At 56.1% G+C, this 22,586-nt stretch carries 20 protein-coding genes; 9 read left to right on the top strand and 11 right to left on the bottom strand.

The genetic code is table 11. The annotated features are described in order from the left end of the window. Positions 1–276: 276 nt before the first annotated feature. Positions 277–1,713 carry a PLP-dependent aminotransferase family protein gene (locus tag R5H23_RS14330; RefSeq protein ID WP_317215859.1) on the bottom strand — a complete coding sequence of 479 codons (1,437 nt, stop codon included), beginning with the start codon at positions 1,711–1,713 and terminating at the stop codon, positions 277–279. Positions 1,714–1,825: 112 nt separating this feature from the next. Here R5H23_RS14330 and R5H23_RS14335 point away from each other — a divergent pair, with 112 nt between their 5' ends. Beyond that, the gene (locus R5H23_RS14335) at positions 1,826–2,440 is read left to right on the top strand and encodes a LysE family translocator (RefSeq protein ID WP_086634204.1); all 615 of its coding nucleotides are present in this window, start codon (positions 1,826–1,828) and stop codon (positions 2,438–2,440) included. Positions 2,441–2,449: 9 nt separating this feature from the next. Here the strand turns inward: R5H23_RS14335 and R5H23_RS14340 are convergent, their stop codons facing one another. The 5 genes from R5H23_RS14340 to R5H23_RS14360 all read right to left on the bottom strand — a co-directional run bounded on the left by R5H23_RS14340 (position 2,450) and on the right by R5H23_RS14360 (position 6,563). Continuing rightward, the gene (locus R5H23_RS14340; RefSeq protein ID WP_317215860.1) at positions 2,450–3,379 is read right to left on the bottom strand and encodes an ABC transporter ATP-binding protein; all 930 of its coding nucleotides are present in this window, start codon (positions 3,377–3,379) and stop codon (positions 2,450–2,452) included. Then, positions 3,376–4,329: an ABC transporter ATP-binding protein gene (locus R5H23_RS14345; protein WP_317215862.1), complete on the bottom strand. Its 954-nt coding sequence runs from the start codon at positions 4,327–4,329 to the stop codon at positions 3,376–3,378. Before R5H23_RS14345 ends, R5H23_RS14340 begins: the two co-directional genes overlap by 4 nt. Continuing rightward, complete coding sequence (locus R5H23_RS14350) at positions 4,319–5,302, bottom strand: ABC transporter permease (RefSeq protein ID WP_317215863.1); 984 nt, start codon at positions 5,300–5,302, stop codon at positions 4,319–4,321. Before R5H23_RS14350 ends, R5H23_RS14345 begins: the two co-directional genes overlap by 11 nt. Next, the gene (locus tag R5H23_RS14355) at positions 5,299–6,249 is read right to left on the bottom strand and encodes an ABC transporter permease (RefSeq protein ID WP_211498744.1); all 951 of its coding nucleotides are present in this window, start codon (positions 6,247–6,249) and stop codon (positions 5,299–5,301) included. The genes R5H23_RS14350 and R5H23_RS14355 overlap by 4 nt, the downstream gene beginning before the upstream one ends. A 119-nt stretch (positions 6,250–6,368) precedes the next feature. Continuing rightward, on the bottom strand, positions 6,369–6,563 hold the full coding sequence (locus R5H23_RS14360) for a hypothetical protein (RefSeq protein WP_046900203.1): 195 nt from the start codon (positions 6,561–6,563) through the stop codon (positions 6,369–6,371). A 307-nt stretch (positions 6,564–6,870) separates the two neighbouring features. Between R5H23_RS14360 and cysK the strand changes: the two genes are divergently transcribed. Continuing rightward, positions 6,871–7,866: a cysteine synthase A gene (gene cysK, locus R5H23_RS14365; RefSeq protein WP_046900204.1), complete on the top strand. Its 996-nt coding sequence runs from the start codon at positions 6,871–6,873 to the stop codon at positions 7,864–7,866. Between the two features lie 127 nt (positions 7,867–7,993). Next, the gene (locus tag R5H23_RS14370) at positions 7,994–8,671 is read left to right on the top strand and encodes an alpha/beta fold hydrolase (RefSeq protein WP_317215864.1); all 678 of its coding nucleotides are present in this window, start codon (positions 7,994–7,996) and stop codon (positions 8,669–8,671) included. Here R5H23_RS14370 and R5H23_RS14375 read toward each other — a convergent pair. The 4 genes from R5H23_RS14375 to R5H23_RS14390 all read right to left on the bottom strand — a co-directional run bounded on the left by R5H23_RS14375 (position 8,665) and on the right by R5H23_RS14390 (position 15,504). Further along, entirely contained in the window at positions 8,665–11,037 is a 2,373-nt protein-coding gene (locus tag R5H23_RS14375) for a heavy metal translocating P-type ATPase (protein WP_317215865.1), read from the bottom strand. The genes R5H23_RS14370 and R5H23_RS14375 overlap by 7 nt on opposite strands. A gap of 79 nt (positions 11,038–11,116) precedes the next feature. After that, on the bottom strand, positions 11,117–12,832 hold the full coding sequence (locus R5H23_RS14380; RefSeq protein ID WP_317215866.1) for an SbmA/BacA-like family transporter: 1,716 nt from the start codon (positions 12,830–12,832) through the stop codon (positions 11,117–11,119). Continuing rightward, entirely contained in the window at positions 12,819–15,215 is a 2,397-nt protein-coding gene (locus tag R5H23_RS14385; protein ID WP_317215867.1) for a TonB-dependent siderophore receptor, read from the bottom strand. Before R5H23_RS14385 ends, R5H23_RS14380 begins: the two co-directional genes overlap by 14 nt. A gap of 76 nt (positions 15,216–15,291) precedes the next feature. Beyond that, positions 15,292–15,504: a cation transporter gene (locus R5H23_RS14390; RefSeq protein ID WP_317215868.1), complete on the bottom strand. Its 213-nt coding sequence runs from the start codon at positions 15,502–15,504 to the stop codon at positions 15,292–15,294. A gap of 300 nt (positions 15,505–15,804) precedes the next feature. Between R5H23_RS14390 and R5H23_RS14395 the strand changes: the two genes are divergently transcribed. From R5H23_RS14395 to R5H23_RS14410, 4 genes are all read left to right on the top strand, one after another. After that, on the top strand, positions 15,805–16,209 hold the full coding sequence (locus R5H23_RS14395; protein ID WP_317215869.1) for a hypothetical protein: 405 nt from the start codon (positions 15,805–15,807) through the stop codon (positions 16,207–16,209). 85 nt (positions 16,210–16,294) lie between these two features. Further along, positions 16,295–18,067: a copper resistance system multicopper oxidase gene (locus tag R5H23_RS14400; protein ID WP_317215870.1), complete on the top strand. Its 1,773-nt coding sequence runs from the start codon at positions 16,295–16,297 to the stop codon at positions 18,065–18,067. Between the two features lie 20 nt (positions 18,068–18,087). Beyond that, positions 18,088–18,837 (top strand): copper resistance protein B, encoded by a 750-nt coding sequence (locus tag R5H23_RS14405; RefSeq protein WP_317215876.1) that lies wholly within the window; start codon positions 18,088–18,090, stop codon positions 18,835–18,837. Positions 18,838–18,862: 25 nt separating this feature from the next. Beyond that, entirely contained in the window at positions 18,863–19,150 is a 288-nt protein-coding gene (locus R5H23_RS14410; protein WP_317215872.1) for a hypothetical protein, read from the top strand. 25 nt (positions 19,151–19,175) lie between these two features. Here R5H23_RS14410 and R5H23_RS14415 read toward each other — a convergent pair whose 3' ends face one another. Beyond that, positions 19,176–19,517 (bottom strand): metal-sensitive transcriptional regulator, encoded by a 342-nt coding sequence (locus R5H23_RS14415; RefSeq protein WP_408870800.1) that lies wholly within the window; start codon positions 19,515–19,517, stop codon positions 19,176–19,178. A 281-nt stretch (positions 19,518–19,798) separates the two neighbouring features. Between R5H23_RS14415 and R5H23_RS14420 the strand changes: the two genes are divergently transcribed. Both R5H23_RS14420 and R5H23_RS14425 read left to right on the top strand, forming a co-directional pair. Further along, complete coding sequence (locus R5H23_RS14420) at positions 19,799–20,041, top strand: FeoA family protein (RefSeq protein ID WP_046900211.1); 243 nt, start codon at positions 19,799–19,801, stop codon at positions 20,039–20,041. A 35-nt stretch (positions 20,042–20,076) separates the two neighbouring features. Next, on the top strand, positions 20,077–21,918 hold the full coding sequence (locus tag R5H23_RS14425; RefSeq protein WP_317215873.1) for a ferrous iron transporter B: 1,842 nt from the start codon (positions 20,077–20,079) through the stop codon (positions 21,916–21,918). The last annotated feature ends 668 nt before the right edge of the window (positions 21,919–22,586 follow it).

Genomic DNA, 22,586 nt, shown 5'->3' on the forward strand with positions numbered 1-22,586 from the left:
TCCATGAGGCAACACACGCAAAGCAAAACGGAAGAAGGCTGGCTGGACTGTCAAAGTTCGACCCTGGTGAAGATGGGGAAACCCCGAATATGAAAATGGGAGACTAGCAAAGTCCTGCACCGAAGAGGGCGTTGCCGTCCATATCCAAGATACGCATAACGCGTTGCTTTTTCGAGAGCACAAATAACGCCCACTGACACACAAGACCGAGCTCACTTTCCGCTTCGTTATGCCGCAGCTTCAAGCACGCCTTTATAGCTGTTGCAGCGCGCCGCCTCAGAGAAGACCTTTTAGAACAGACCAGAGCTCGGGCTGCTCCACAGCACTGACGGTAAACCTCAACATGCTCGACGGTGCCTGCGTCGGAGAAAATAATGTTCCGGGTGCCAAAAGCATCCCTTTTGCAGATGCCGCCCGCGCAACGGCCTCAGAATCCTGCCCACAATCCGCCCAGACGAAAATACCCGCAGGCGGAAGATACGGCAGCGTAAGACCACATCCGATGAGCGCATCAGCACATTTCTGGCGCGCCTGATTGACCCTCTGCCGGAGCCGGGAAAGATGCCGACCATAGTGTCCATCTTTCAGAAGACGTGCCATGACGTTTTCTCCCAGTTGCGGCGTACATAAACCAGCAAGAAGTTTTAGGTCCGTCAGCCGCGCCACAATATCCGGACGTGCCGCCAGCACACCCACTCTCAGACCAGCCGCCATCGTCTTGGCATAGCCTGTAACGAGAATAACCCGTTGCAGGCGGTCCATGGATGCAAGACGAATAGCAGTTCCATCATGGAAGTCCGCGTAGGTATCGTCTTCCAGAACCATGAAGTCATATTTCTCGGCCAAACGCAGGATATCATGCGCCGCTGCGGCTCCGAGAGTATAACCCGTGGGGTTGTGAACAACGCTGTTAATTAGGAAAAGCTTCGGTTTATGCTCCGCAGCCAGACGCTCCAGAACCTCCAGATCCGGCCCTTCCCGTCCCCGCGGCACACTGATGATTCTTGCCTCGTAGGCAGCCAGGCGACCAAAAATCAAAGGCCAGCCCGGCTCCTCCACCAGTACGGTATCTCCACGCTGGACCATCAATCTCAGCACAAGATCAATTCCATGCGTGACACCCGCCGTCATCAGCAGATGATGATCCGGATGCGCAGCGATTCCCTGACCACCCAGCATGGCCGCAATATGTCGGCGTAACTGCGGGCTCCCCTGGGGATGGCCGTACTGCAGTAACCCCGCAGAATCTTCCCGTGCGGCCGCCCGAATGGCGCTGGCGATCAGATCCGCATCCAGCCAGTGCGATGGAAGAACACCAGAGGCCGCAGTCAGGCGATTAGACTGTCCGGTGCCGAACATTTCGCGCAAAAGCCATGTCACATCGAGCTTTGACTGTTCCGGGGGCGCCTGCGTTATGGCTTCCGCAAAGACCGGCGGCTCGACGGGTGAGCGCACGAAATATCCCGCGCCTGGCCGTGACAAAACCAGCCCGCGCGCCAGAAGACGCTCATACGCTTCCATCACCGTATAGCGACTGAGCCCTGCGCTTTCGGCCATCTTGCGAACTGACGGCAGGCGGCTGCCGGGCCTGAGCCTGTGTGTCTCTATACGCTCGGCGAATTCAGTTTCGAGTTGCTCGACGAGCGTTGTGTCACCACCACGGACGGGCTTCCAGAGGGGAAATGTCCCATGCTGAGCTGGCATTACTGTCATGGTCAAACCTCCGGAACAGTCTGAAAGAATCCTGTTCAACTGTACCGGTACTGTTCCGGTAATCCTTGTCATAGTGATCAGGATAATCCCGTCTGCAACAGGAAATTCCGTCATGCCGACTTACTGGCAGGCTTTTGCGCCTCTCGTTCTTTTCACGTTTGTCGCATCCGTTACGCCCGGCCCCAACAATATGATGCTGGCGTCCTCCGGGCTGACACACGGATTCCGCCGGACGATCCCACATATGCTTGGGGTTGCGCTGGGGTTTGTCCTAATGGTGGTTATTCTCGGCCTTGGGTTGGGAAGCCTGTTTGAGCATGCACCCTGGTTTTACGTTGGCCTGAAATATGCCAGCGCGGCTTATCTGCTCTGGCTGGCTTGGAAAATTGCCACATCCTCAGCAACGCCTGAAGCCAATGGGAAAGGAAAGCCCATCAGCTTCCTGCAGGCTGCTGGTTTCCAGTGGGTCAACCCGAAAGCCTGGGTCATGGCCGTCGGTATTGTTGCAGCCTATGTTCCGAAGGAAGGTTTCTTCTTCAACCTTGCCATCGCCGGCGTCATCTGTGGGTTGGTGAATTGCCCTTCCGTCGCGCTCTGGGCCGGCTTTGGCGCAGGCATGAGACGGTGGCTTCATCGGCCGCTTCTGTTACGGAGCTTCAACTATGCGATGGCTCTGTTACTGGTTGCGTCCCTTTACCCACTGGCTTTTGAAACGGCCTCTCGCTGAATTTCAACTTCACAGAGGGTAATGGCAGGCGACCTGCCGTCCCTCACCGGACGGCTGAAGTACAGGACGTTCTGTTGCACAACGCGGCTGGGCAATCGGACAGCGGGTATGGAAACGACACCCTGATGGCGGATTGATCGGGCTAGGCACGTCGCCTTGCAAAGGCGGCGGCAAGGCCCGATCCGGGCGCGGAACCGCATCCAGTAATGCTTTGGTATAGGGGTGTGCCGGCCGGTCCAGCACATCGAGGCCGTTTCCCTCTTCCACAATACTGCCCAGATACATGACAGCAATCCGATCTGCCATTTGCCGGACAACGGACAGATCATGAGAGATAAAGATGCATGCCACGCCGAGAGAAGCCCGCAGATCCCCAAACAGATTGACGATCTGAGCCTGAACAGAAACGTCCAGTGCGGAAACGGGCTCGTCTGCGACAAGAAGCTCCGGCCCTAGCGCCAAAGCGCGGGCAATGTTCAACCTCTGTCTCTGCCCCCCGGAGAACTCATGCGGAAAACGCCCCGCGACTGACTGGGAAAGACCCACCTGATCAAGCAGTTCCGCAACACGCTCCCTAACCCCGTGCCGACGATGAATGCGGAGGGGCTCGGCCAGAGACTCCCCCACGGTTCGGCGTGGATTGAAGGCAGCAGAAGAATCCTGAAAGACCATCTGCATTCGCGCGCGCCAAGGGCGCATTGCGCGATCGGACAGTCCGGAAATTTCCTCCCCGTCGAACATAACCTTGCCAGATGTCGGCTGTGTCAGACCAATCAGAGTACGTCCCAGGGTCGACTTTCCGCATCCGGATTCCCCGACGAGCGCCAGAGCTTCTCCTTTCCGCACCTGCAGGGAAACACCCGAGACAGCATGCAACACACGTCCCCGGCCAAGACGGTAAGATTTCTCCAGATTGCGCGCTTCCAGCAGAACACTCATGCCGCATACAGGACACACGCCACGCGTCGTCCCTCCTCGATTTCAGTCAGCGGCGGACGCACGGCACATTCTGGCCGAACGACGCTGCATCTGGGAGCAAACACACACCCGGTTGGACGACTATCAGGTGTCGGCGGCTGACCTAGAATGGTTGGAAGCCGTTCGGGTCTGGGACCGTCCAGGGGTGGAATGGCTGCGAGCAACGCCTGAGTATAGGGATGCAAGGGACGATCCAGCACATCCCGAACCGGGCCATTTTCAACCACCAGTCCGGAATACATGACTGCCACATGTGTGCAGGCCTGCGCGACAACACCCATATCGTGCGTAATCAGCATGACCCCGGCGCCGTCTTCCCGGATTTCGCGCAGCAATGTCAGGATCTGAGCCTGCACTGTGACATCAAGCGCCGTCGTAGGCTCATCAGCAATCAGTAGGGCCGGTGTGCAGGAGAGTGCCATCGCAATCATGGCGCGCTGGCGCAGACCGCCTGACAATTGATGAGGGTACCTCTTTGCGGCCATGGCCGGATCGGGCACACCCATCCGCTCCAGAAGCTGCACCGTCCTTGCACGGGCCTCGCGTCTACTGACGCGATGATGCAAACGGATCTGCTCGTCAATCTGCGCCCCGATAGACCTTACTGGTAAAAAAGCCGTCATCGGGTCCTGAAAGATCATCGCAATCCGCGCGCCCCGAAGCTTACGCATAGCCTTGTCCGGAAGGTTAACCAGTTCCTGTCCAGAAAAGAGGATGCGCCCTGATGCTTTCAGGCCGGGAAGAAGCCCCATGACGCTCATGGCCGTAAGGCTCTTCCCCGACCCAGATTCCCCCACGACTCCCAGAGCCTCGCCAGCTTTCAGGTGAAACGAGACACCTTCAAGGAGCCGCGTACCATCGGGCAGGTTCAGCTTCAGGCCCTGAATATCGAGCAACTGTTCAGCGTCCATGCTGACCATTCCTGATACGCGGATCGAGGAGCGCATACAGTCCATCCACCAGAGCATTCGCGATGACAACGAATACGGCTGCATACATGACCGTCGCCATGATCAGAGGCAGATCCAGGGTGGCCAGAGCCTGATAAGTCAGACGTCCCACGCCCGGCAAAGCAAACACGACTTCTGTCAGCAACGCTCCGCCTCCTAGCAACTGGGCAAAATCCAGACCGAAGAGAGAGACATAGCTCAACCATGACAGTCGCAATCCATGCCAGAGCCACACACGTGCCGGCCCTGCGCCTTTCGCTCTTGCCGTGCGGATAGAGTCTTCTCCCATCGCACTCAGAAGCTCTGATCGCAGAATACGGGCATATAGTCCCATGAAGGAGACCGAGAGCGTCAGCGATGGAAGAAGCAGGGATTTTGCCCAGCCGATCGGACTTTGAGAGAGCGGTACATATCCCAGCGGAGGCACCCATCGAAACAGCCACGTATCGTGCCAGCGACTCTGGGTGAACAGATTGATCACCTCCCCGAGCCAGAAAACCGGCATGGACAGCCCGATCAGACCCAGCACCATCAGGACGCGGTCCACCCAGCTATCCCTTAGCACCGCGGACGCAACGCCAATTCCCAGAGATCCCACAACCCAGAAGAAGGCAGCCCACACAACGAGGGACAGCGTTACCGGCGCCGCAGACACCACTTCGGGCACGACTTTCTGACCGTGATTGACGAAAGACGTGAGATCTCTGGTGACGAACAATTTCTCCATCATGCGCACGTACTGAACAGGTAACGGGCGGTCGAACCCATATTCGGTACGGATCCGCGCCATGACCTGCGGGCTAGCGCCTCTCCCTGCGATACGCGCAGTCGGGTCTGCTCCGGGAGTGGCGAAGAAAATGCAGAATACCAGAACGGAAATGCCGAAAATCACCAGCGCCATCTGCCCGGTGCGCGACAGGAAACTGCGTATCATCGACCGGCTCCCTTCGGGTCCAGATGATCCCGAAGGGCATTCCCCAGAACATTCAGGGCCAGCACTGTCACGACAATCGCTATGCCCGGCGCTATGGCGACAATCGGCCTCGTATAAAGAAGGCCTTCTCCATCCTGAATGAGCGTTCCCCATGACGCTGCGGGGGCCTGCACACCAAGAGACAGAAAGGACAACGCCGATTCCGCCAGAAGGCAAAGAGCCATGACGAGAGGCCCGAGAACAACCATCGAAGGCGCAAGACTGGGCAGGATTTCACGTCGGAGAATACGAAAATCCGAGGCTCCCATCCCCCGGGCAGCCATGACGAATTCTGCTCGTGACAGACTCAGGACACGGGCTCGCAATGGGCGGGCAGCATACGGCACATAAACCAGCGCAATAATGCCTATGGGAATCAGAAAGCTATCGGCAGCAAGCGTTATAAACCCCAGATGAAGGCCATGCCCTACCGTTACAACCGACAGTGAAATGGCAAACAGGTAAACCGGGATAGCCCACAGGATATCGAGTAACCGGGACAGGACGACATCCACCCACCCCCCGAAATATCCGGCACAAATACCGATACTTCCCGAGAGGCACAGACACAGCAGTGCGGCCGATACCGCGATCAAGAGGGAGCTTCGACCGCCATACAACAGACGAGACGCAACATCCCGTCCCTGGGAATCAGAACCCAGCATATAGGCACCCGGTGACCAGTCAGGCCCCAGGGGCGTCAAACCCAGATGCAGAGGATTATCGTTGGGCTGCATCAGGTCCAGTGACTGGCCGTGACGTGTGGTGGTTCCCGCGATGTTGGAAGAAAACGGGTCCACTCCCGCCATTTGGGCGTAGAGCGGAGCGCATAAGCTCGCCAGAATGACGAGCCCCAACGCCGCGACTGCAAGAGCAACGCCTTTCTTGACGGAAAGCGCGCGGATCATTCGCAGAAAACCGTTTCCTCCCACACACACTCCCATCTGCCGATCTGTTCAGCCTACCGTTCTAGCGGACCGACAGGGGAAGAGAAGAGGTGTAAAGGAAGAAACGTAAATCGTTTATTTCAGATCGGCCTCAGAACGGACCGTGCGTGCTGCGAGACCAGGCGGCGCAGGGCGGACAAATCTGTCAGGGTCTGGTTATGCAGCCCGCGAACGCTGTCATGGGCGGCATAGAAGCGGCGCGCACCCGTTGCGCTGACCAGAATGGCAACGCCGAGAAAAATACCATTGATTTCGATAACTGTGGAACCAAGCATGACGTCGAACCTTAAAAGCGCCCGACATCTGTGTGCTGTCGGGAAATTACGAATGAAAAGAGAAAGAATTCCGGCTCGCGGAAAGTCGGCAACACGGGGGTTGCCAGCAGCACATTCGACACATCATCAGGATGCCCTTCCGGTGGATCAGTTCATGCTCTCATAACGGATGAAACGTCAGATCGTCAATATATTACGATAAACAATAAGTGATTCGTAAAATTATATATTATATTACTTTTATATTTAGTTTTTTAAGATCAAATTCCGTCCTGCCCTTTTCCACGTCCTGTGATACAGAAACGATATGAACAAAAAGGCCTTGTCTTCCCCCGCTCCCTTCGAAGGTTATGCCGCTCCGCGCGGTAAGGTTTACAACTCATTCCTGGAGACAGTCGGGGGCACGCCGCTCGTTGCACTACCCCGCCTGACGGAACAGGAAAAGCTGCAGGGGCGCCTCCTGCTGAAGCTCGAGTTCTTCAACCCGCTAGGCTCCGTCAAGGACCGTATTGGCGTTGCCATGCTCCGCGATGCCGAGGCCCGCGGGCTGATCACGCCGGGACGGACAGCCCTCATTGAGCCGACATCCGGCAATACAGGCATTTCGCTTGCATTTGCGGCTGTTGCGCTAGGCTATCGCCTGATCGTCACCATGCCGGAAAGTGCCTCCATTGAGCGGCGCAAGATGCTGCGTCTCATGGGCGCGACAACCGAGCTGACACCTGCAAATGACGGAATGGCGGGTGCCATCCGCCGGGCAGAAGAGCTGATGGAAACGCTGCCTGACGCGTGGATGCCAAGTCAGTTTGAAAATGACGCCAATCCGGCAGTTCATGAGCAGACAACCGCGTTAGAAATCTGGAACGACACTGCCGGGCAAGTGGATATGGTTGTAGCCGGGCTGGGCACTGGCGGCACAGCCTCCGGAATTGCGCACGGCCTCAAGAAACACAACAAGGCGATCAAGGTCTTTGGTGTAGAACCACGGGAAAGCGCCGTTCTACATGGTGATGAACCTGGCCCCCACGGTATTCAGGGTATTGGCCCCGGATTCCAGCCAGATACGCTGGATCTGCGGGCACTGGATAGCGTGATTGAGGTTTCAGAGCAGGAATCGCTGACAACAGCCCGTCTTTGTGCCGCCGTCGAAGGCATTCCCATCGGAATTTCCTCTGGCGCCGCACTCTATGCTGGCATGACTTTGGCCAAGAAAACCGCCAATCGCGGCAAGACGATTGTTGTTATCGCCCCGTCTTTTGCGGAGCGTTATCTCTCCACACAGCTTTTCGACGGGCTGGCCTAAGAATGTTCAATAAAATAACTTTATAATATAGTTATTTTATTGAACTCTGATTTATGTTCGTTATTAATCCAGATCACAAATCCTGATCGGGAATTGTCTCCCGGTCAGGTTTCTGGAGGCTTTGGGCATGAACCTTTTCTCTGGCCGCGCAACTGCTCTGGACCTAGCAGCGAGTGCTCGAGCGCTTTCCTTTCAGCACTCGTCTGAAGAGACGGTTCTTGCCGCCGAATTTCATCACATCAAAACACAGTTCACGCCTTTGCTTGTGCCAGGGCTTTTCGGTTCCGGACAGCACCACTGGCAGACCCGATGGGAAACTGCTTTTGGCCTGCCTCGCCTGCATCAGGCAGATTGGGAAAATCCAACACCGGAAGAGTGGGACGCTGCGCTGACACAGGCCATTCAGCAAGCAGAAAAACCTGTCCTTCTGATCGCCCATAGCCTTGGTGCGGTCCTGACCATGCGGTGGCTCGCACAGCATGAGTCATCCAATGTCGCTGGTGCGTTCCTCGTCGCGCCAGCGGATATTGAGCATACGACGCACCCGGAAGCATCTCGCATCAACGCGTTTGCTCCACTTTCAGAGGCTCCCTCTCCGGTTCCCGTTGCCATGATGGCCAGCCGGAACGATCAGTGGCTTTCCAACGATCGTGCCCGGCTACTGGCACAACGGTGGCAGGCTGAATTTACGGATGCCGGTCTGACAGGACATGTGGGGAGTAATGACTTTCTGGGACTCTGGAGCCATGGCGCCAGAACCCTTATCTCCTTTGTTCAGCGCCGCCTCACGCCACCAGCTCAGTGATGAGAATGTGGTTTCCAGCGGTTCAGCAGCAGGGAATTACTAACGACCGAGACTGAGCTCATGGCCATGGCTGCACCCGCGACAATCGGGTTCAGCATGCCCAGTGCGGCCAGTGGCAGACCCAGAACGTTGTAGATAAAGGCAAAGAACAAATTCTGCCGGATCTTCGAAAGCGTAGCCCTGGATAGGGAAATGGCATCCAGAACGGCCGCCAATTCACTCTTCATAAGCACGACATCTGCCGTGTCCAACGCAACGGCAGAACCGGCCCCGACAGCAAAGCCCACGTCCGCTGCTGCCAGGGCCGGTGCATCATTGATGCCATCCCCGACCATCCCCACAACGGCACCTTCAGCACGATATTTCGTCACGCTTTCAGCCTTGTGCTGCGGTAAAACGCCAGCGAGGTAATCATCCACGCCAACCTGCCGCGCAACAACAGCTGCGGCACGCTCATTATCGCCCGTCAGCATGACAACCTTGATTCCACGTGCCTTCAGCGCTGTAACCGTTGAAATGGCATCCGGGCGAAGACCATCCCCCAACGCGACGATGCCAAGCAGGCGTCCTCCCGTGGCGACCGCAATTACGGTCTGCCCTTCATTTTCGAGCGCCGCCACAGGAAGAGCATCCAGGCTGTAGCCGGCCTGCGTAAGATAGCGCGGAGATCCGAGCAAGGCTGCCTCTCCGTCAATCTGGGCCTCAACGCCCAGACCTGGGATGGCCTTGAACCCATCCACACTCAAAATCGTCGCATGGTGAGCTGATGCATAATCCACGATAGCCCGAGCCAGAGGATGCTCGGAATTCTGCTCCAGGGATGTAGCTACGGCCAGCAGACGGTCAGCCGAAACGCCGACAGCAGGATGCAAACTGGTGACGGTCGGGCGACCTTGCGTCAGGGTTCCAGTCTTATCGAGAATGATTGTCGTAAGTTTCTCGGCTTGCTCCAGCGCATCTGCATTCCGGAACAGAATACCATTCTGGGCCCCTCGCCCTGTCCCGACCATGATGGCCGTCGGTGTAGCCAGACCAAGCGAGCAAGGACAGGCAATGACGAGAACAGAAACCGCTGAAATCAGGCTCCATGTCATGGAACCCGTCACCAGCCATCCGATCAGGAAAGTCGCAACAGCGAATGCGACAACGGCGGGAACAAAGATGCCGGAAACACGGTCTGCCAGTCTCTGGACATTTGCTTTCGATCCCTGCGCCTGCTCGACCATGCGAACAATCCGCGCCAGAGCTGTATCCGAGCCAACACCTGTTGCCTTAACTCGCAGCATACCGTTCGCGTTGATCGTCCCGCCAAAAACTTCACTCCCGACCTGCTTCAGAACCGGTACGCTTTCGCCCGTCAGCATGGCTTCGTTTACATCGGAAGCACCATCCAGCACTTCGCCATCCACCGGGACACTCTCGCCCGGCCGGACGACAAAGATGTCTCCGGTGTGCATATCAGCTACCGCACGATCAACCAGAACACCGTCCCGCTCGACATGTGCGGTTTGCGGCTGAAGCTGCAACAGGCTTTCAATCCCTGCACTGGTACGTACTTTGGCGCGCGTTTCCATCAGCTTGCCGAGCGAAATCAGAGTGATGATTGCACCGCTGGCTTCAAAATAAACTGGCTGGGGCAAGTGCAGGATCGCCACCAGGGCACTGAACAGATACGCGATACTCGTTCCCAGAACGACCAGCACATCCATGTTCGCCGATCCGCCCCGAACTGCATTCCAGGCCCGGCGATAAAGATGAGCGCCACAGACGAACTGAACCAGCGTCGCACTTACAAACTGAACCGCAAGCGGGACTGTCTCCATACGCCCCAGCAACATTCCGAACATTTCAATGAAAAGCGGTAGTGCAAGTACGAATGTCAGCAGAAAGCGGTTTCGCTCCCGACGCCATACAGCTTCACGCTTTGCCTTCGGATCTTCGCGCGTCCCTTCATCCAGACGAGATGCCCCAAACCCAGCCTTGGTGATTTTGGTTGCAAGATCATCAGGCGTCACAATGCCTGGAACATAAGTGACATGCGCACGCTCGGCAGCGTAATTTACGCTTCCCTGCACGGACGGCATCCGGTTCAGAACCTTTTCAATCCGCGCAGCGCAGGCAGCGCAGGTCATGCCCGTAATTGCGAAGTCCACACTCTGCTCATCCACCGAGAAACCGGCTTTGCGCACTGCGGCAATAACGTCCCCGACTGTGGTGCCCGAGCCTTCCAGTTCGACCTGCGCACGCTCAGACGCAAAATTGACGGCTGCCTGAACACCATCCTTGCGGTTCAGAACTTTCTCGATCCGCGCAGCGCAGGCCGCACAGGTCATTCCACCAACTGGAAAACTGACCGTTTGTGACATCTGGGACTCTCCTGAGCGAACGGAATTCGCGAAGCCACAGGCTCCAAAACAAAGGGGAATAATATACCCCCATATGGTATTATAAAAGACGCTGAACAGTTACGCTTTTTTCGCGAAGAATCATTTCCTGGCCATGAAATGCCTTGAGGGCTGCGTGATGCGCAACACTGATGAGGGTGATGTGAGGCAGGCGTTCAAGGAGGCGCGCATAAAGATCAGCCTCGTTCTTCTCATCCAGAGCAGACGTCGCTTCATCGAGGAACAACGTGGATGGTCGAGCAAGAAAAACCCGAGCAAATGCCAGTCGTTGCTGCTCTCCCGGAGATAACACGTCTCCCCAGGCCGCTTCATTCTCCAGGTCTGGCATAAGAAACTCCAGATTTGCCGCCAGAAGCGCCTCTTCACAGGCTTCACGGGCATAGCGATCCGGGGTTGCTGGATAGCTAAGGGCCTGAAGCAAAGAGCCAGCCGGAACATAACTGCGCTGAGGCAGGAACATGGCATCGCGCATGTTGAAAGAAATATGCCCCGTCCCCCGCGTCCATAGTCCGGCGAGGGCACGAAGCATGGTGCTCTTTCCTGCCCCGGATGGCCCGCTAATGAACCATCGCTCTCCCGCAGGAATATGGAGACTTCCTATATCAACGATGCGAGAACCATCAGAGCGATCCAGAGACAGAGCTTTGATTTCAAGCCCGTCTGCATCCGTCGGCGTCCGCACGATGCCACCAGCCGGAAGGCTCACAACAACACGCTCAAACTCCCCCAGACGCTGAAGGATGGAGCGAAGCGTTGCCAGATCCGTGTAATTTTCGATAAACCATTGCAGGCTTCGGCGGACATTCATGAATGCTGAATTGATTCGCGAATACAGACCAAACGTCAGAGCATGTGCCAGCAGCTTCGGCACAAGCAGCGCCCACAAAACGATATTAACGCCACCCGTATAGAGTTCGACCACAGTATTGGCGCGCCACGTGTAGGTCATGACGCCGCGCCAGTTTTTGGCAATACGGTTCAGGCATTCGGACAAACGGAAGTGCTCCGCAGCCTCCCCACCATAGAACGCGATCTGTTCCGCGTTGCGGCGAACATCCAGCAAGGTCGCGCGTAAATCAGCATCGTAATGCTGCTGACGATAATTAGCGCTTACGAGGGGGCCACCTGCTTTCTCAAGCACGAACGAGACCAGAAGAATGGAAATCGTCGTTCCAAAGAACATGTATCCCGGGATGACGATGTGCCAACCATGCCAGACAAATGAGAGCGTTCCACCAATTGTCCAAAGCACGACTGCAAAGGACAAAAAGGTTGTGACAGCCTGAATGGCTTCCAGCCCGAGGCGGAGCGTCCAGACGGTCATCTGGGCCAGATCATCGGCAATACGCTGGTCCGGGTTATCCGCCCGGTTCTGACCATGTTCCAGATGATAATAGGCGTCATCGGAGAGGTATTTGCGCAGAAAAACCCGTGTATTCCACAGGCGCCAGCGCATGGAGAGCACCTGTGTCATATATTGCTGGATAACTCTCATTCCGGCGCTAAGCGACGTCATCAGAATATAAATTGGCAGTAACGCAATGCAGGCTGCAACACGGTACGCGAACATTGTGTCGAAAAAGGTCTGGTCCCATTTCCCAAACCACACCGCGACCTGAACATCCAGAAAGGACAAGCCGATAATACTGCCCAGTAGGCCCAGCGCCTTCCAGCGATCTTCCGACCGCCAGTAGGGGAGCAGAACCTTCCAGTCAGAAAGAGAATGTGGGGGTGTCGGGGATTCAGTATGTGCCACGAAGCGTTGCCATGAAACTGCGGGGAGCGGCTGGGAAGTTAAACTGCCAGACGCCGCTGGCACGTTCGTAATAATAGCGGTCTGTCAGGTTATAGGCGTTCAGCTGAAGTTTGAGATGCTTGTTGAACCGGTACCCAATGACGCTGTCGAGCGTCATGTAACCGCCCTGGACTGTCGTGGCATAACTGCCCCGAAGATTGCTGTATGCGTCCAGCCCGACGCCAAAGTTCAGTCCCTTCAGACGACCTTGCTGCACATTGTAATGTACCCAGGACTTGAACATGTGATGCGGTGAGAAAACACCCCCGAAGTCTGAAACTTTCGGGTTGGAAACCTTGGTATCCAGATATGTGTATCCGATGGAGACATCCAGTCCCGGCAGGATCTGGCCATCCACCTGCGCTTCCCAGCCTTGCCGACGGATTGGGCCGGTCGTGATATAAAAGCTGGTGTGATCCGGATCCTGAACAGGCTGGTTCACACTCTCCATACGAAACAGGGCTGTCGAGATATTGAGGCGCCCATGGAAGTACTCGCCCTTAAACCCCGTTTCGACCTGATTGCCCTGCTGCGGCGTCAAACCTTCTCCGTTGAAAGTCAGCCGCCCCACAGAAGGTGTGAAGATGCTGGCATAGCTGGCGTACCAGGAGAGGTTGGGCGTGATCTGATACACCGTGCCGAGATAAGGCGTCAGTTGGCCATGAATATTCGCCGTGGTTTTCCATGGGCTTTCCGGAGACGGACTGCCATCCCGCGTCTTTTCGGAAAAGCGTGACACCCGGCCGCCAAGAATCAGCGAAAGATGATGGATCAGCTCAAGGCGTAGCTGACCATAGAACCCCCACTGATAAGCATTGTCGTCTGTGCCTTCAGCCCCGTCCGCCGGGTTATAGGTAATACTGCCTGTGGCAGGCTTCTTTACAACTGCCGTATTGTTAATGCTGACATCAGAGTAGAGCGCGTCTGAATTTACAGCTCCGTAGGCAACATGTGTGTTGTAGGCGTTATAATTAAAGCCCAGCAGCAAATGGTGCGTGCGGTGCAGAAGGCGAAAGCTGCCTGTTGCGTAGATGTCCGCAGATCTGGATGTATTGGTCCCACGATAAGGGAAAGTCCCACTGTCTACGTAACTTGTAAGGCCGGTACGCACATCCGGAAGAGTGTCGGGAGAATTATACGATGTATTGTAGCTTTGGTCGTAGAATGTCCCACGTGCTGTGACGCTCCAGTCGCCCCAGAGCTTCTGCGTCAACGAGGCGATCGTCTGCTGCGTCATGTAATTGCTGTAGCCCCAGGGAGGCGTGGGGTTCGCATCGCGCCCGCCATACCAGAGCGTCCGCGTGGTCGTGACGGGGAGCCCGTAATAGGGTGCATCAATATTCTGCTTCTGAGCTGCATGAGACACAAGGAATGTGGTGGACGGTGTGATGTCCCATTCCAAAGCGCCATAAGCCTGCCACATCCGATTATGGGCATACTTGTAGAAGTAATCGTTATCCTGAAAGACGTCGGCCGTACGGAACCGTAGCGTTTTGGAGCGATTGAGCGGAACGGTCAGATCAACATCGGCGCGATAATTATTGAAGCTACCAACCGAGGCACTTCCGCTTGCAGCAAAATCCTTGCCGGGCTTTTTTGTCACCTGATTGACAACGCCACCAGCTCCGCCAGCACCTTGCAATAGTCCAGCCGACCCGCGCATGACCTCGATCCTGTCAAACATGGACAGGTCAAAACTCGCATTGTTCAGCGTTCCAGCAGCGTTCGGCGTATTATCGATGGACGTCGTGAGCTGATAGCCGCGTGAATAGAAATTACTGTTGGCAGTGGAACCGGGAAGAACGCGGATACCGTTAATCTGCCGCATGGCGTCCGTCATCGTCAGCATGTTGGAATCTTCCATGCGCTGCTGTGTGATGACAGAAATGGAGTGCGGAATATCCTTCAATGCGACAAGCGTTTTACCCCATGCCTCTACGGCGGGTGCGGTATAGGAGCGTGGCGTTCCATAAACACGCAGGTTCTCTGTTCCGCCTTCTACGGTCGAGGCCAGATCGGGGCTTTGGGCCACGGGTGCTTCAGCAATAGCGGCTGTAGTTTCCGGAGAAACCATCGGCTTCCCGCAGACCTGTCGTCCCCCCGCATCTTTGTGCTGAATGCGGCAATGAGACATTTTCTGGCGTGTTTTCTCTCCGCGTTCAGCAGCCTGAGCATCAGGAGCGGAGCCCATCAGGACAGTCCCACAAAGAAGGGCAGACCCGGAGACCGAGAACTTCAGGAAACGTCTGGATGCGTCAATGCCGTGATGTGTCATAAAACCTGCCCAGAAAAAATAACTCTGCCGCACAATTTGTTTCGATTTGACAATATAACGCTGCAGCATGACACCCGGACTGGTTTCACAGATTGAACCGGGTGTTGTGTACCGTGCGCCTCTCTGAATGAGAAGGCGACGCGCGTTAGGAAACCAGGTCGAACCCTGTCTCTTCAACAGTTTCGGCCAGCCCCGCAGGAGTTGCCACGTCGGGATCGTACGCCACCGTAACCTGTCCGCCAGCCAGTACGACTGTAACCGATGAGACGCCGCGCACGTGTTCCAGCGCCTCGCGCAGACGCTTTGCACATCCTTCGCAGGACATTCCTTCCACTTTGAGATGTGCTGTCTGCGTCATGGTCATTTTCCTTCCGGCTTACTCAGTATCCTTGGAATACTGCGATTCTTTCATACCCCTGTTGGGTATATGTTTTTCTCCTATGCAATTTCCGGGCGGTTTTGAAATTAAAATCGTTAATATACCGTATTAAATAATGTGTACGGATGGGGGGTATCCAAGAGAAATCCTGTCTCCCTCCTTTTTGTGTATGCTCTGTGGGTGAAATGTCTCTTCCATTCATTCCCTGCCTGGGTATAGGGTCATTGCAGGAGGCAGGCGAAAGGACATCCAGACGCCTGTGGAAGACAGGGATCTGTGATGCTCAAAACGCATACCCGGACATGGCTTGGCGTCATCGCCTGCCTGCTGATGCAGGTGGGACTGATGGCTGGTGCCTTTCCGGCGCATGCAGCATCACGGGCACACGCCATGGCCATGACGCACTGCGCATCCATGACTCACAAGACGTCTGATGCCTGCGACAAGCACAGTATGCCGGGCCTCGGAACTCCCACTCTCCATGATCATCACCGCGCGGGGCATGGACAGGGCTGCTGCCACATCCATTCCGTGTCGGCTGACCCTCTCTTGACGCTTGCGAACACACCCTCGTTGTCGGCGCATCCTGCGATTGCCAGACGCTTTGCCAAAACAGGCCACACATCGCTGTCTGGAACAGACTGGATTCCGACGCCCCCTCCCCCCAAACAGCTGATTTCCTGAAACGACCCGATCCGCAGCTTTGCTGCGGCTGGAGTGTGCATCCGTGCGCTCCGGTTTTCCTGCACCGTTTCCCGGTTTTCAGCTGATGCCTAATTCATTCGACCCCATACGCCCCCTGACGCGGCGGCGTTTTGTTACGAGCCTCGGTGCGGGAGCCTGCCTAAGCGCCCTGCCTCACAAAGCACAAGCGAGCACTCGCACGTCTACAGGCCTTCTGCCTTCAACCCCTTCCAATATCTGGGATCTAAAGGTCAGCCGAACGCATATTTCTCTCGATGGAAAATCCATGCACGCCCCCAATATTGGTGGAACAGTGCCTGGCCCCATCCTGCGCTGGAAACAGGGCGAAACCGTCACACTGAACGTCTCAAACGCGCTGGATGAAACAACGTCGATCCATTGGCACGGCATCCGCGTCCCGTCCAATATGGATGGCGTGCCGGGCCTGAGCTTTGCGGGCATCCCACCGGGCAAGACTTTCAGCTATCGCTTTCGCCTGCATCAGAGCGGCACATACTGGTATCACAGCCATTCCAACATGCAGGAAGCGATGGGACTGTATGGCGCCATCGTCATTGACCCCATTCGTCCTGATCCGAATGCCTGCGACCGGGATTATGTTATCTTTCTGGGAGAATGGACGGATGTCATGCCGCATGACATCGTCAGCAATCTCAAAATGCAGGATGACTATTACGTCTTCCGTCAACGAACAGCCGCATCCTTTCCCAAAGAAGCCCGTGATGCGGGGAGCGCCATGGCCGCTCTGAAGGACCGGCTTGCCTGGTCCCGGATGAACATGGCCGCAACCGATATCGCGGATGTTTCAGGCGCTATCTACACCTATACATTGAACGGCAACGCGCCAGACATGAACTGGAACGGCCTGTTCCGCCCAGGCGAGCGTGTGCGTCTGCGCTTCATCAATGGCGCCACCATGACGCTGTTTGACGTGCGGATTCCCGGGCTCGAAATGCTCGTCGTTCAGGCAGACGGCAACGATGTGGAGCCAGTTCCGATTGATGAATTCCGCATCGGCGTGGCGGAGACATATGACGTCATCGTTCAGCCCAAGGAAGACCGGGCCTATACGATCTTTGCTCAAAGCGAAGACCGAACAGGCTTTGCCCGCGGCACACTGGCGCCTCGCTCGGGCATGAGTGCACTGATTCCGCCCATGGATCCACGCCCCGTCCGCACCATGGTCGACATGGGTATGGGCAACATGAAGCCGGGAGAGAGCATGGACCACGGCACGGACATGAAGAACATGCCTGGAATGGATATGTCTCACATGGACATGAGCCATATGGGGCATATGTCCATGCCAAAGATGGAAATCGACGATCCTGGGCCGCCGCCGATTAATGTCGAAAACCAGAACGTCGCGATAATGCCGATTGATCGGACAAACAGCCCAGGGGATGGGCTGGAAAACAATGGCCGACGCGTCCTGAATTATGGGCAGCTTCGCGCGACACGACCGGGCGCAGACCGCAGGCCTCCATCACGGGAGATCATCCTGCATCTGACGGGAAATATGGACCGTTATATCTGGGGCTTTAATGGCCGAAAATTCTCAGAGTCCGGACCAATCCGCCTGAAAAAAGGAGAGCGGGTCCGCTTCACACTGATCAATGACACCATGATGGAGCACCCGATCCATCTACATGGCCTGTGGAGTGAACTGGAGAATGGCCAAGGCGATTATCGCCCTTACAAGCACACCATCATTTCACAACCGGGATCTCGCATGAGCTATCTCGTGACGGCAGATATTCCCGGCATGTGGGCCTATCACTGTCATCTGCTCTATCACATGGATCTGGGCATGTTTCGCACCGTGGTGGTGTCATGAAAGCCGCCTGGGCAGCAACCATGCTTCTGGCTGGAACCGGTATGGCTCATGCCGAAGACACCACGCAATATCACGCCGCGGATGCTCCGATTCCGGGCGCGGTCACGCATCTTGGCAACATCATGCCCGTGATGATGGACCAGAGCAGCTGGTTCCATGGCATTCTGGAGCAGGCAGAAGGGCGCTATGCCCCCGCCGGCACTGATTTCCGCTGGGACGGTGAAGTCTGGTACGGCACGGATTATAATCGACTCTGGATCAAGTCTGAAGGCACCCTTGAGAAAGGGCGCCTAAGCGATGGCCAGCAGGATATTCTCTACAGCCGTGCCATTTCCACATACTGGAACCTGCAGGGAGGCGTGCGTGTTGACTTGGATGATGGCCCGGCCCGGACGTGGGGGGCCTTCGGTATTCAAGGGCTGGCCTTATACCAGTTCGAGTTCCAGGCCACAGGTTATGTCAGTGATCGTGGGCGCTTCGGTGCCCGCGTCGAAGGATCATACGACTTCCTATTGACCAATCGTCTTATTCTCCAGCCTCAGGCGGAGTTCAATCTCTATACGAAGTCTGATCCAGCCCGGCAGGCAGGCGCAGGCCTGTCAGACGTCGATGCCGGGCTCAGGCTTCGTTACGAGCTATGGCGAAAATTCGCGCCTTATGTGGGCGTCACATATTCCGGCCATCTGACACAGGCTCGCAGGATCGTACGGGATCAGGGCGAAAAGCCCGGCTCGGTACGCTTCAGCCTCGGCATCAGAAGCTGGTTCTGATCTTCATTTTTCAGGAGTTCTTATAATGAAAAAAGCTCTTCTCACCGCCTCTGCCTTTCTGTTCGCCACAGTGGCATATGCTGCCTCCAGCCAGACAACCGAACCAAAGGCGCCTGTGGCCGTAAAGGTAAAGGCAGATCCTCTGGCAGGCCTGACCATGGATCAGCAGATGGAACTCTGCGAGCGCCTTGAAACTCTCAAGACGCAGAGCAAACCTTTAACTCCGAAGATGCAGCAGCAGCTCAAGGCCTGTCAGGCGATGAGCATGGACGCTCCTTCTGACACAGCCCCGGACGCGACACAGGACCGCTAAATCCACCGATGGAAAAGAGGAGGCGTCAGCGCATCATCCGGCGCACGACCTGCAAAAGCTCGTCAATCGCCTCTTCGCCACCGTCCGTCTGCACGGCTTTCCTGACACAACCATTAGCGTGGGTGGACAGGATCTGGATGGAAACACCATCAAGCGCGGATTTGATTGCGGAGATCTGTGTGAGAATATCAACGCAGTAACGGTCATCCTGAACCATGTTCAGGATACCACCAACCTGACCTTCGATCCGACGGATGCGGTTCAGCAGTGCCTTCTTCTGGGGTTGCTCAACGCGCTTCTCACCGGGGACCTCACTGGTGGCACAATGCACACAGCCGTCTGCCGGAATCTCGTCTTCTCTCGTCATACTCTTCATAGGTCACGGCTCCTCTGCGGTCATGCGAAGGCGTTCATAGCATCTCCACGCTCATTCCGACCATTCAGCCCTATCAGACGGGCTCTTTCTGGCGTTCTTGAGGCGGCCCACATGATATCACGCAAGAAAAATCCTGAGGCACACAGTCAATAAGTAAACTGTGGATGCAAATAATTCTCATCTCTCTCTTTTCGCTCCCGCCGGATGAGCCTATCTAGGGAAACGGCCAGCACGCCCAAGGGAGAGCTGGGAGGCACTGGGATAAGAAACTGATGTGGTATCTGAATACACTCTCCAAAGGAGATCATGCCATTATTGATCGGGTCGAAGAGCTGACACTGGCAGACCCCATTTCTGCCCGCCTCGGTGAACTTGGCTTTGTTCCGGGCGAGAGAGTGGAAATTGTGGCGACCGGTCCAATCGGCGCAGACCCTATTGCTGTTAGTCTTGGCACATCCCGTTTTGCGCTCCGCAAAGGAGAAGCAGCGCGTATTGTTCTGCGCCGCCCAGTCTGACCATCATAATGACGTCTCCCGCCTCGCCGTCTCCTATGACTCATGTGTTACAGACTGCCCTTGTTGGAAACCCGAACTGCGGCAAGACTTCGCTTTTCAACCAGCTGACCGGAAGCCGTCAGAAAGTAGCGAACTACGCTGGCGTCACAGTCGAGCGAAAAGAAGGCTTTTTCTCCACGCCGCAAGGTCGCCCGATCCGCGTTCTGGATCTTCCTGGGGCTTACAGTCTGGCCTCTACAAGCCCGGATGAGGATGTCACGCGCGATGTCTGCCTGGGACAGCACCGTACTGAAAAACGTCCTGAACTTCTGATCAGCGTTATTTCTGCAACCAATCTTCGGCTCCATCTGCGCTTTCTGCTGGAACTTCGTCAGCTTGAAGTTCCCATCATCGTTGCGCTCAACATGATGGATGAGGCCAAGCGCAATGGCATGACCATTGATATTGCCGGGCTTGAGCAAGAACTTGGCATGCCGATTGTGCCTGTCATCAGCCTGAACAGGCAGGGTGTTCAGCCTTTATTGGAAGCCTTGGACCACCCTCTTCCGCCTCCACCAAAAGCGCTTTCTCCGGACGCGGACCTTCATGCCGAAGTCCGACGTCTGCTTCAGGCATATGTTACGGATCGCTCTGCTGGCCATGCCCGATTAGTTGATCGACTGGATCGCTGGTTCCTGCATCCTGTCTGGGGCCCAGTCATTCTGCTGGTCGTTCTGTTCGTGATGTTCCAGACAGTCTTTGCCTGGGCACAACCTCTCATGGATGCTCTGGGAAGTGGCATTACCATGCTTGGGGAGTTCATTCTCAGGCCGCTGCCTGACGGTGTCTTGCGGAGCTTACTGGCTGATGGCGTTATCGCAGGTGCAGGAACAGTCATTGTTTTCCTCCCGCAAATTCTGATTCTCTTCCTGTGGATTCTGGCCTTGGAAGAGTCGGGATATCTGCCGCGTGCGGCATTCCTACTGGACCGTGTCATGGCTTTGGCCGGACTGAGTGGCCGGTCTTTCATCCCGCTTCTCTCCAGCTTTGCCTGCGCCATTCCCGGCATTATGGCCGCACGCACCATTCAGAATCCCCGGGATCGGCTGGTCACGATCCTGATTGCTCCACTCATGACGTGCTCCGCCCGTTTGCCAGTTTACACACTGCTAATTGGCGCATTCATCCCGCACAAAACAGTTCTTGGGATTTTTGGAATTCAGGGTCTGGTTCTGTTTGGGCTCTATGCTTTGGCGATCGTCAGCGGCATCATCGCCGCCCGCATCATGACGCGTGGCGTCAAATCAGAAGAACATCCACTCCTTCTGGAGCTCCCTCCGTATCGGCGCCCTAATCTCAAAAGCCTAGCGCTCGGTCTGTGGCAGCGTGCCGTGATGTTCCTGTCACGGGTTGGTACGATCATTGTATCGCTGAATGTCCTGCTTTGGGGTCTATCCAGTTTCCCGCTTCCCCCCGCCGGCGCAACCGGTGCTGCTATTGACTACAGCCTTGCGGGACGGATTGGCCACCTTATGCTCCCGATTTTTGCTCCCATCGGTTTCAACTGGCAGATCTGCGTTTCCCTGATTCCCGGCCTCGCTGCACGTGAAGTCGCCGTCAGTGCGCTTGCAACAGTCTATGCCCTCGGGGTGAGTGAAGACGCTGCATCCGCGAAGCTTCTGCCACTTCTTTCGAGCCAATGGAGCATTGCTACCGCTCTCTCGCTGCTGGCGTGGTATGTTTATGCTCCGCAATGCATCTCGACTCTGGCTGTCATGCGACGGGAAACCCGGTCCATGAAAGTCGTTCTGGGAGCAACAGCGTATCTTTTTGGTTTGGCATATGTCGCAGCCTTCATAGTCTATCACGTCGCCAGGGCTGTCACAGGAGACGCATGATGATTGAAACAATCGTTGCCATTCTACTGGTCAGTATCGCAGCACTCTACTGGTATGCACGTCTCTTTCCAGTGAGCTGGGGGCGCCTGAAAACTGCGTGCGGGTTACAATCTCGCACCCCTGTTGCTATCCCGTCAAAAGGATGCGGCAATTGTAAGGCTTGCAGTGGGAAAGCAGGAGGATGCCACTGAGCTGTCTATGTTTAGGCGCTCAGGTTCCTGCACTGACCGGCAACCCCTGGATCATAAGCCTTCTCTTCACTGCCAACTGATTGCTAGGCATTTCCAAGGCAGAGATGAACGCGCGAAAAGCCGGCAAGACCGCGTTAGCGTCCCTGCTGCTAGGTGACACGGCGATCTATGCCCGCCAAGTCGTCCGCCTGACCGACGCTCTGTAAGCGCACCGGGGCCCGGCTGAAAGCTGACGACGCGCTGCTGACGTTGATCGCGAGAAGATTGTGCTGACACTCCTCGGTGCTCTTTACGCTAGCCTGCAGAACGAGGCCACTGGGACGCAGGCTAGAAAAGCGATGCGGTCTCTGATCACGCGGCTCAAACTCATTCCGGAGAATGGAGAACTTGCGATTTTTCTTGAGGATGACCTTGCCGGCCATCTGACGGTTGCGTCGGGTGGACGAACGAAAACCCCAAGCTGTTTCCGGCCTGGGG

Origin of the sequence: Gluconobacter sp. GP1, from assembly GCF_032913585.1 — a bacterium.
Taxonomy (GTDB): Bacteria; Pseudomonadota; Alphaproteobacteria; order Acetobacterales; family Acetobacteraceae; genus Gluconobacter; species Gluconobacter cerinus.

What these genes read in the sequence shown, in the direction of transcription:
- R5H23_RS14330 (WP_317215859.1), bottom strand. Translation starts at nt 1,713, where the DNA reads ATGACAGTAATGCCAGCTCAGCATGGGACATTTCCCCTCTGGAAGCCC.
- R5H23_RS14335 (WP_086634204.1), top strand. Translation starts at nt 1,826, where the DNA reads ATGCCGACTTACTGGCAGGCTTTTGCGCCTCTCGTTCTTTTCACGTTT.
- R5H23_RS14340 (WP_317215860.1), bottom strand. Translation starts at nt 3,379, where the DNA reads ATGAGTGTTCTGCTGGAAGCGCGCAATCTGGAGAAATCTTACCGTCTT.
- R5H23_RS14345 (WP_317215862.1), bottom strand. Translation starts at nt 4,329, where the DNA reads ATGGACGCTGAACAGTTGCTCGATATTCAGGGCCTGAAGCTGAACCTG.
- R5H23_RS14350 (WP_317215863.1), bottom strand. Translation starts at nt 5,302, where the DNA reads ATGATACGCAGTTTCCTGTCGCGCACCGGGCAGATGGCGCTGGTGATT.
- R5H23_RS14355 (WP_211498744.1), bottom strand. Translation starts at nt 6,249, where the DNA reads ATGATCCGCGCGCTTTCCGTCAAGAAAGGCGTTGCTCTTGCAGTCGCG.
- R5H23_RS14360 (WP_046900203.1), bottom strand. Translation starts at nt 6,563, where the DNA reads ATGCTTGGTTCCACAGTTATCGAAATCAATGGTATTTTTCTCGGCGTT.
- cysK (WP_046900204.1), top strand. Translation starts at nt 6,871, where the DNA reads ATGAACAAAAAGGCCTTGTCTTCCCCCGCTCCCTTCGAAGGTTATGCC.
- R5H23_RS14370 (WP_317215864.1), top strand. Translation starts at nt 7,994, where the DNA reads ATGAACCTTTTCTCTGGCCGCGCAACTGCTCTGGACCTAGCAGCGAGT.
- R5H23_RS14375 (WP_317215865.1), bottom strand. Translation starts at nt 11,037, where the DNA reads ATGTCACAAACGGTCAGTTTTCCAGTTGGTGGAATGACCTGTGCGGCC.
- R5H23_RS14385 (WP_317215867.1), bottom strand. Translation starts at nt 15,215, where the DNA reads ATGCTGCAGCGTTATATTGTCAAATCGAAACAAATTGTGCGGCAGAGT.
- R5H23_RS14390 (WP_317215868.1), bottom strand. Translation starts at nt 15,504, where the DNA reads ATGACGCAGACAGCACATCTCAAAGTGGAAGGAATGTCCTGCGAAGGA.
- R5H23_RS14395 (WP_317215869.1), top strand. Translation starts at nt 15,805, where the DNA reads ATGCTCAAAACGCATACCCGGACATGGCTTGGCGTCATCGCCTGCCTG.
- R5H23_RS14400 (WP_317215870.1), top strand. Translation starts at nt 16,295, where the DNA reads ATGCCTAATTCATTCGACCCCATACGCCCCCTGACGCGGCGGCGTTTT.
- R5H23_RS14405 (WP_317215876.1), top strand. Translation starts at nt 18,088, where the DNA reads ATGCTTCTGGCTGGAACCGGTATGGCTCATGCCGAAGACACCACGCAA.
- R5H23_RS14410 (WP_317215872.1), top strand. Translation starts at nt 18,863, where the DNA reads ATGAAAAAAGCTCTTCTCACCGCCTCTGCCTTTCTGTTCGCCACAGTG.
- R5H23_RS14415 (WP_408870800.1), bottom strand. Translation starts at nt 19,517, where the DNA reads ATGACGAGAGAAGACGAGATTCCGGCAGACGGCTGTGTGCATTGTGCC.
- R5H23_RS14420 (WP_046900211.1), top strand. Translation starts at nt 19,799, where the DNA reads ATGTGGTATCTGAATACACTCTCCAAAGGAGATCATGCCATTATTGAT.
- R5H23_RS14425 (WP_317215873.1), top strand. Translation starts at nt 20,077, where the DNA reads ATGACTCATGTGTTACAGACTGCCCTTGTTGGAAACCCGAACTGCGGC.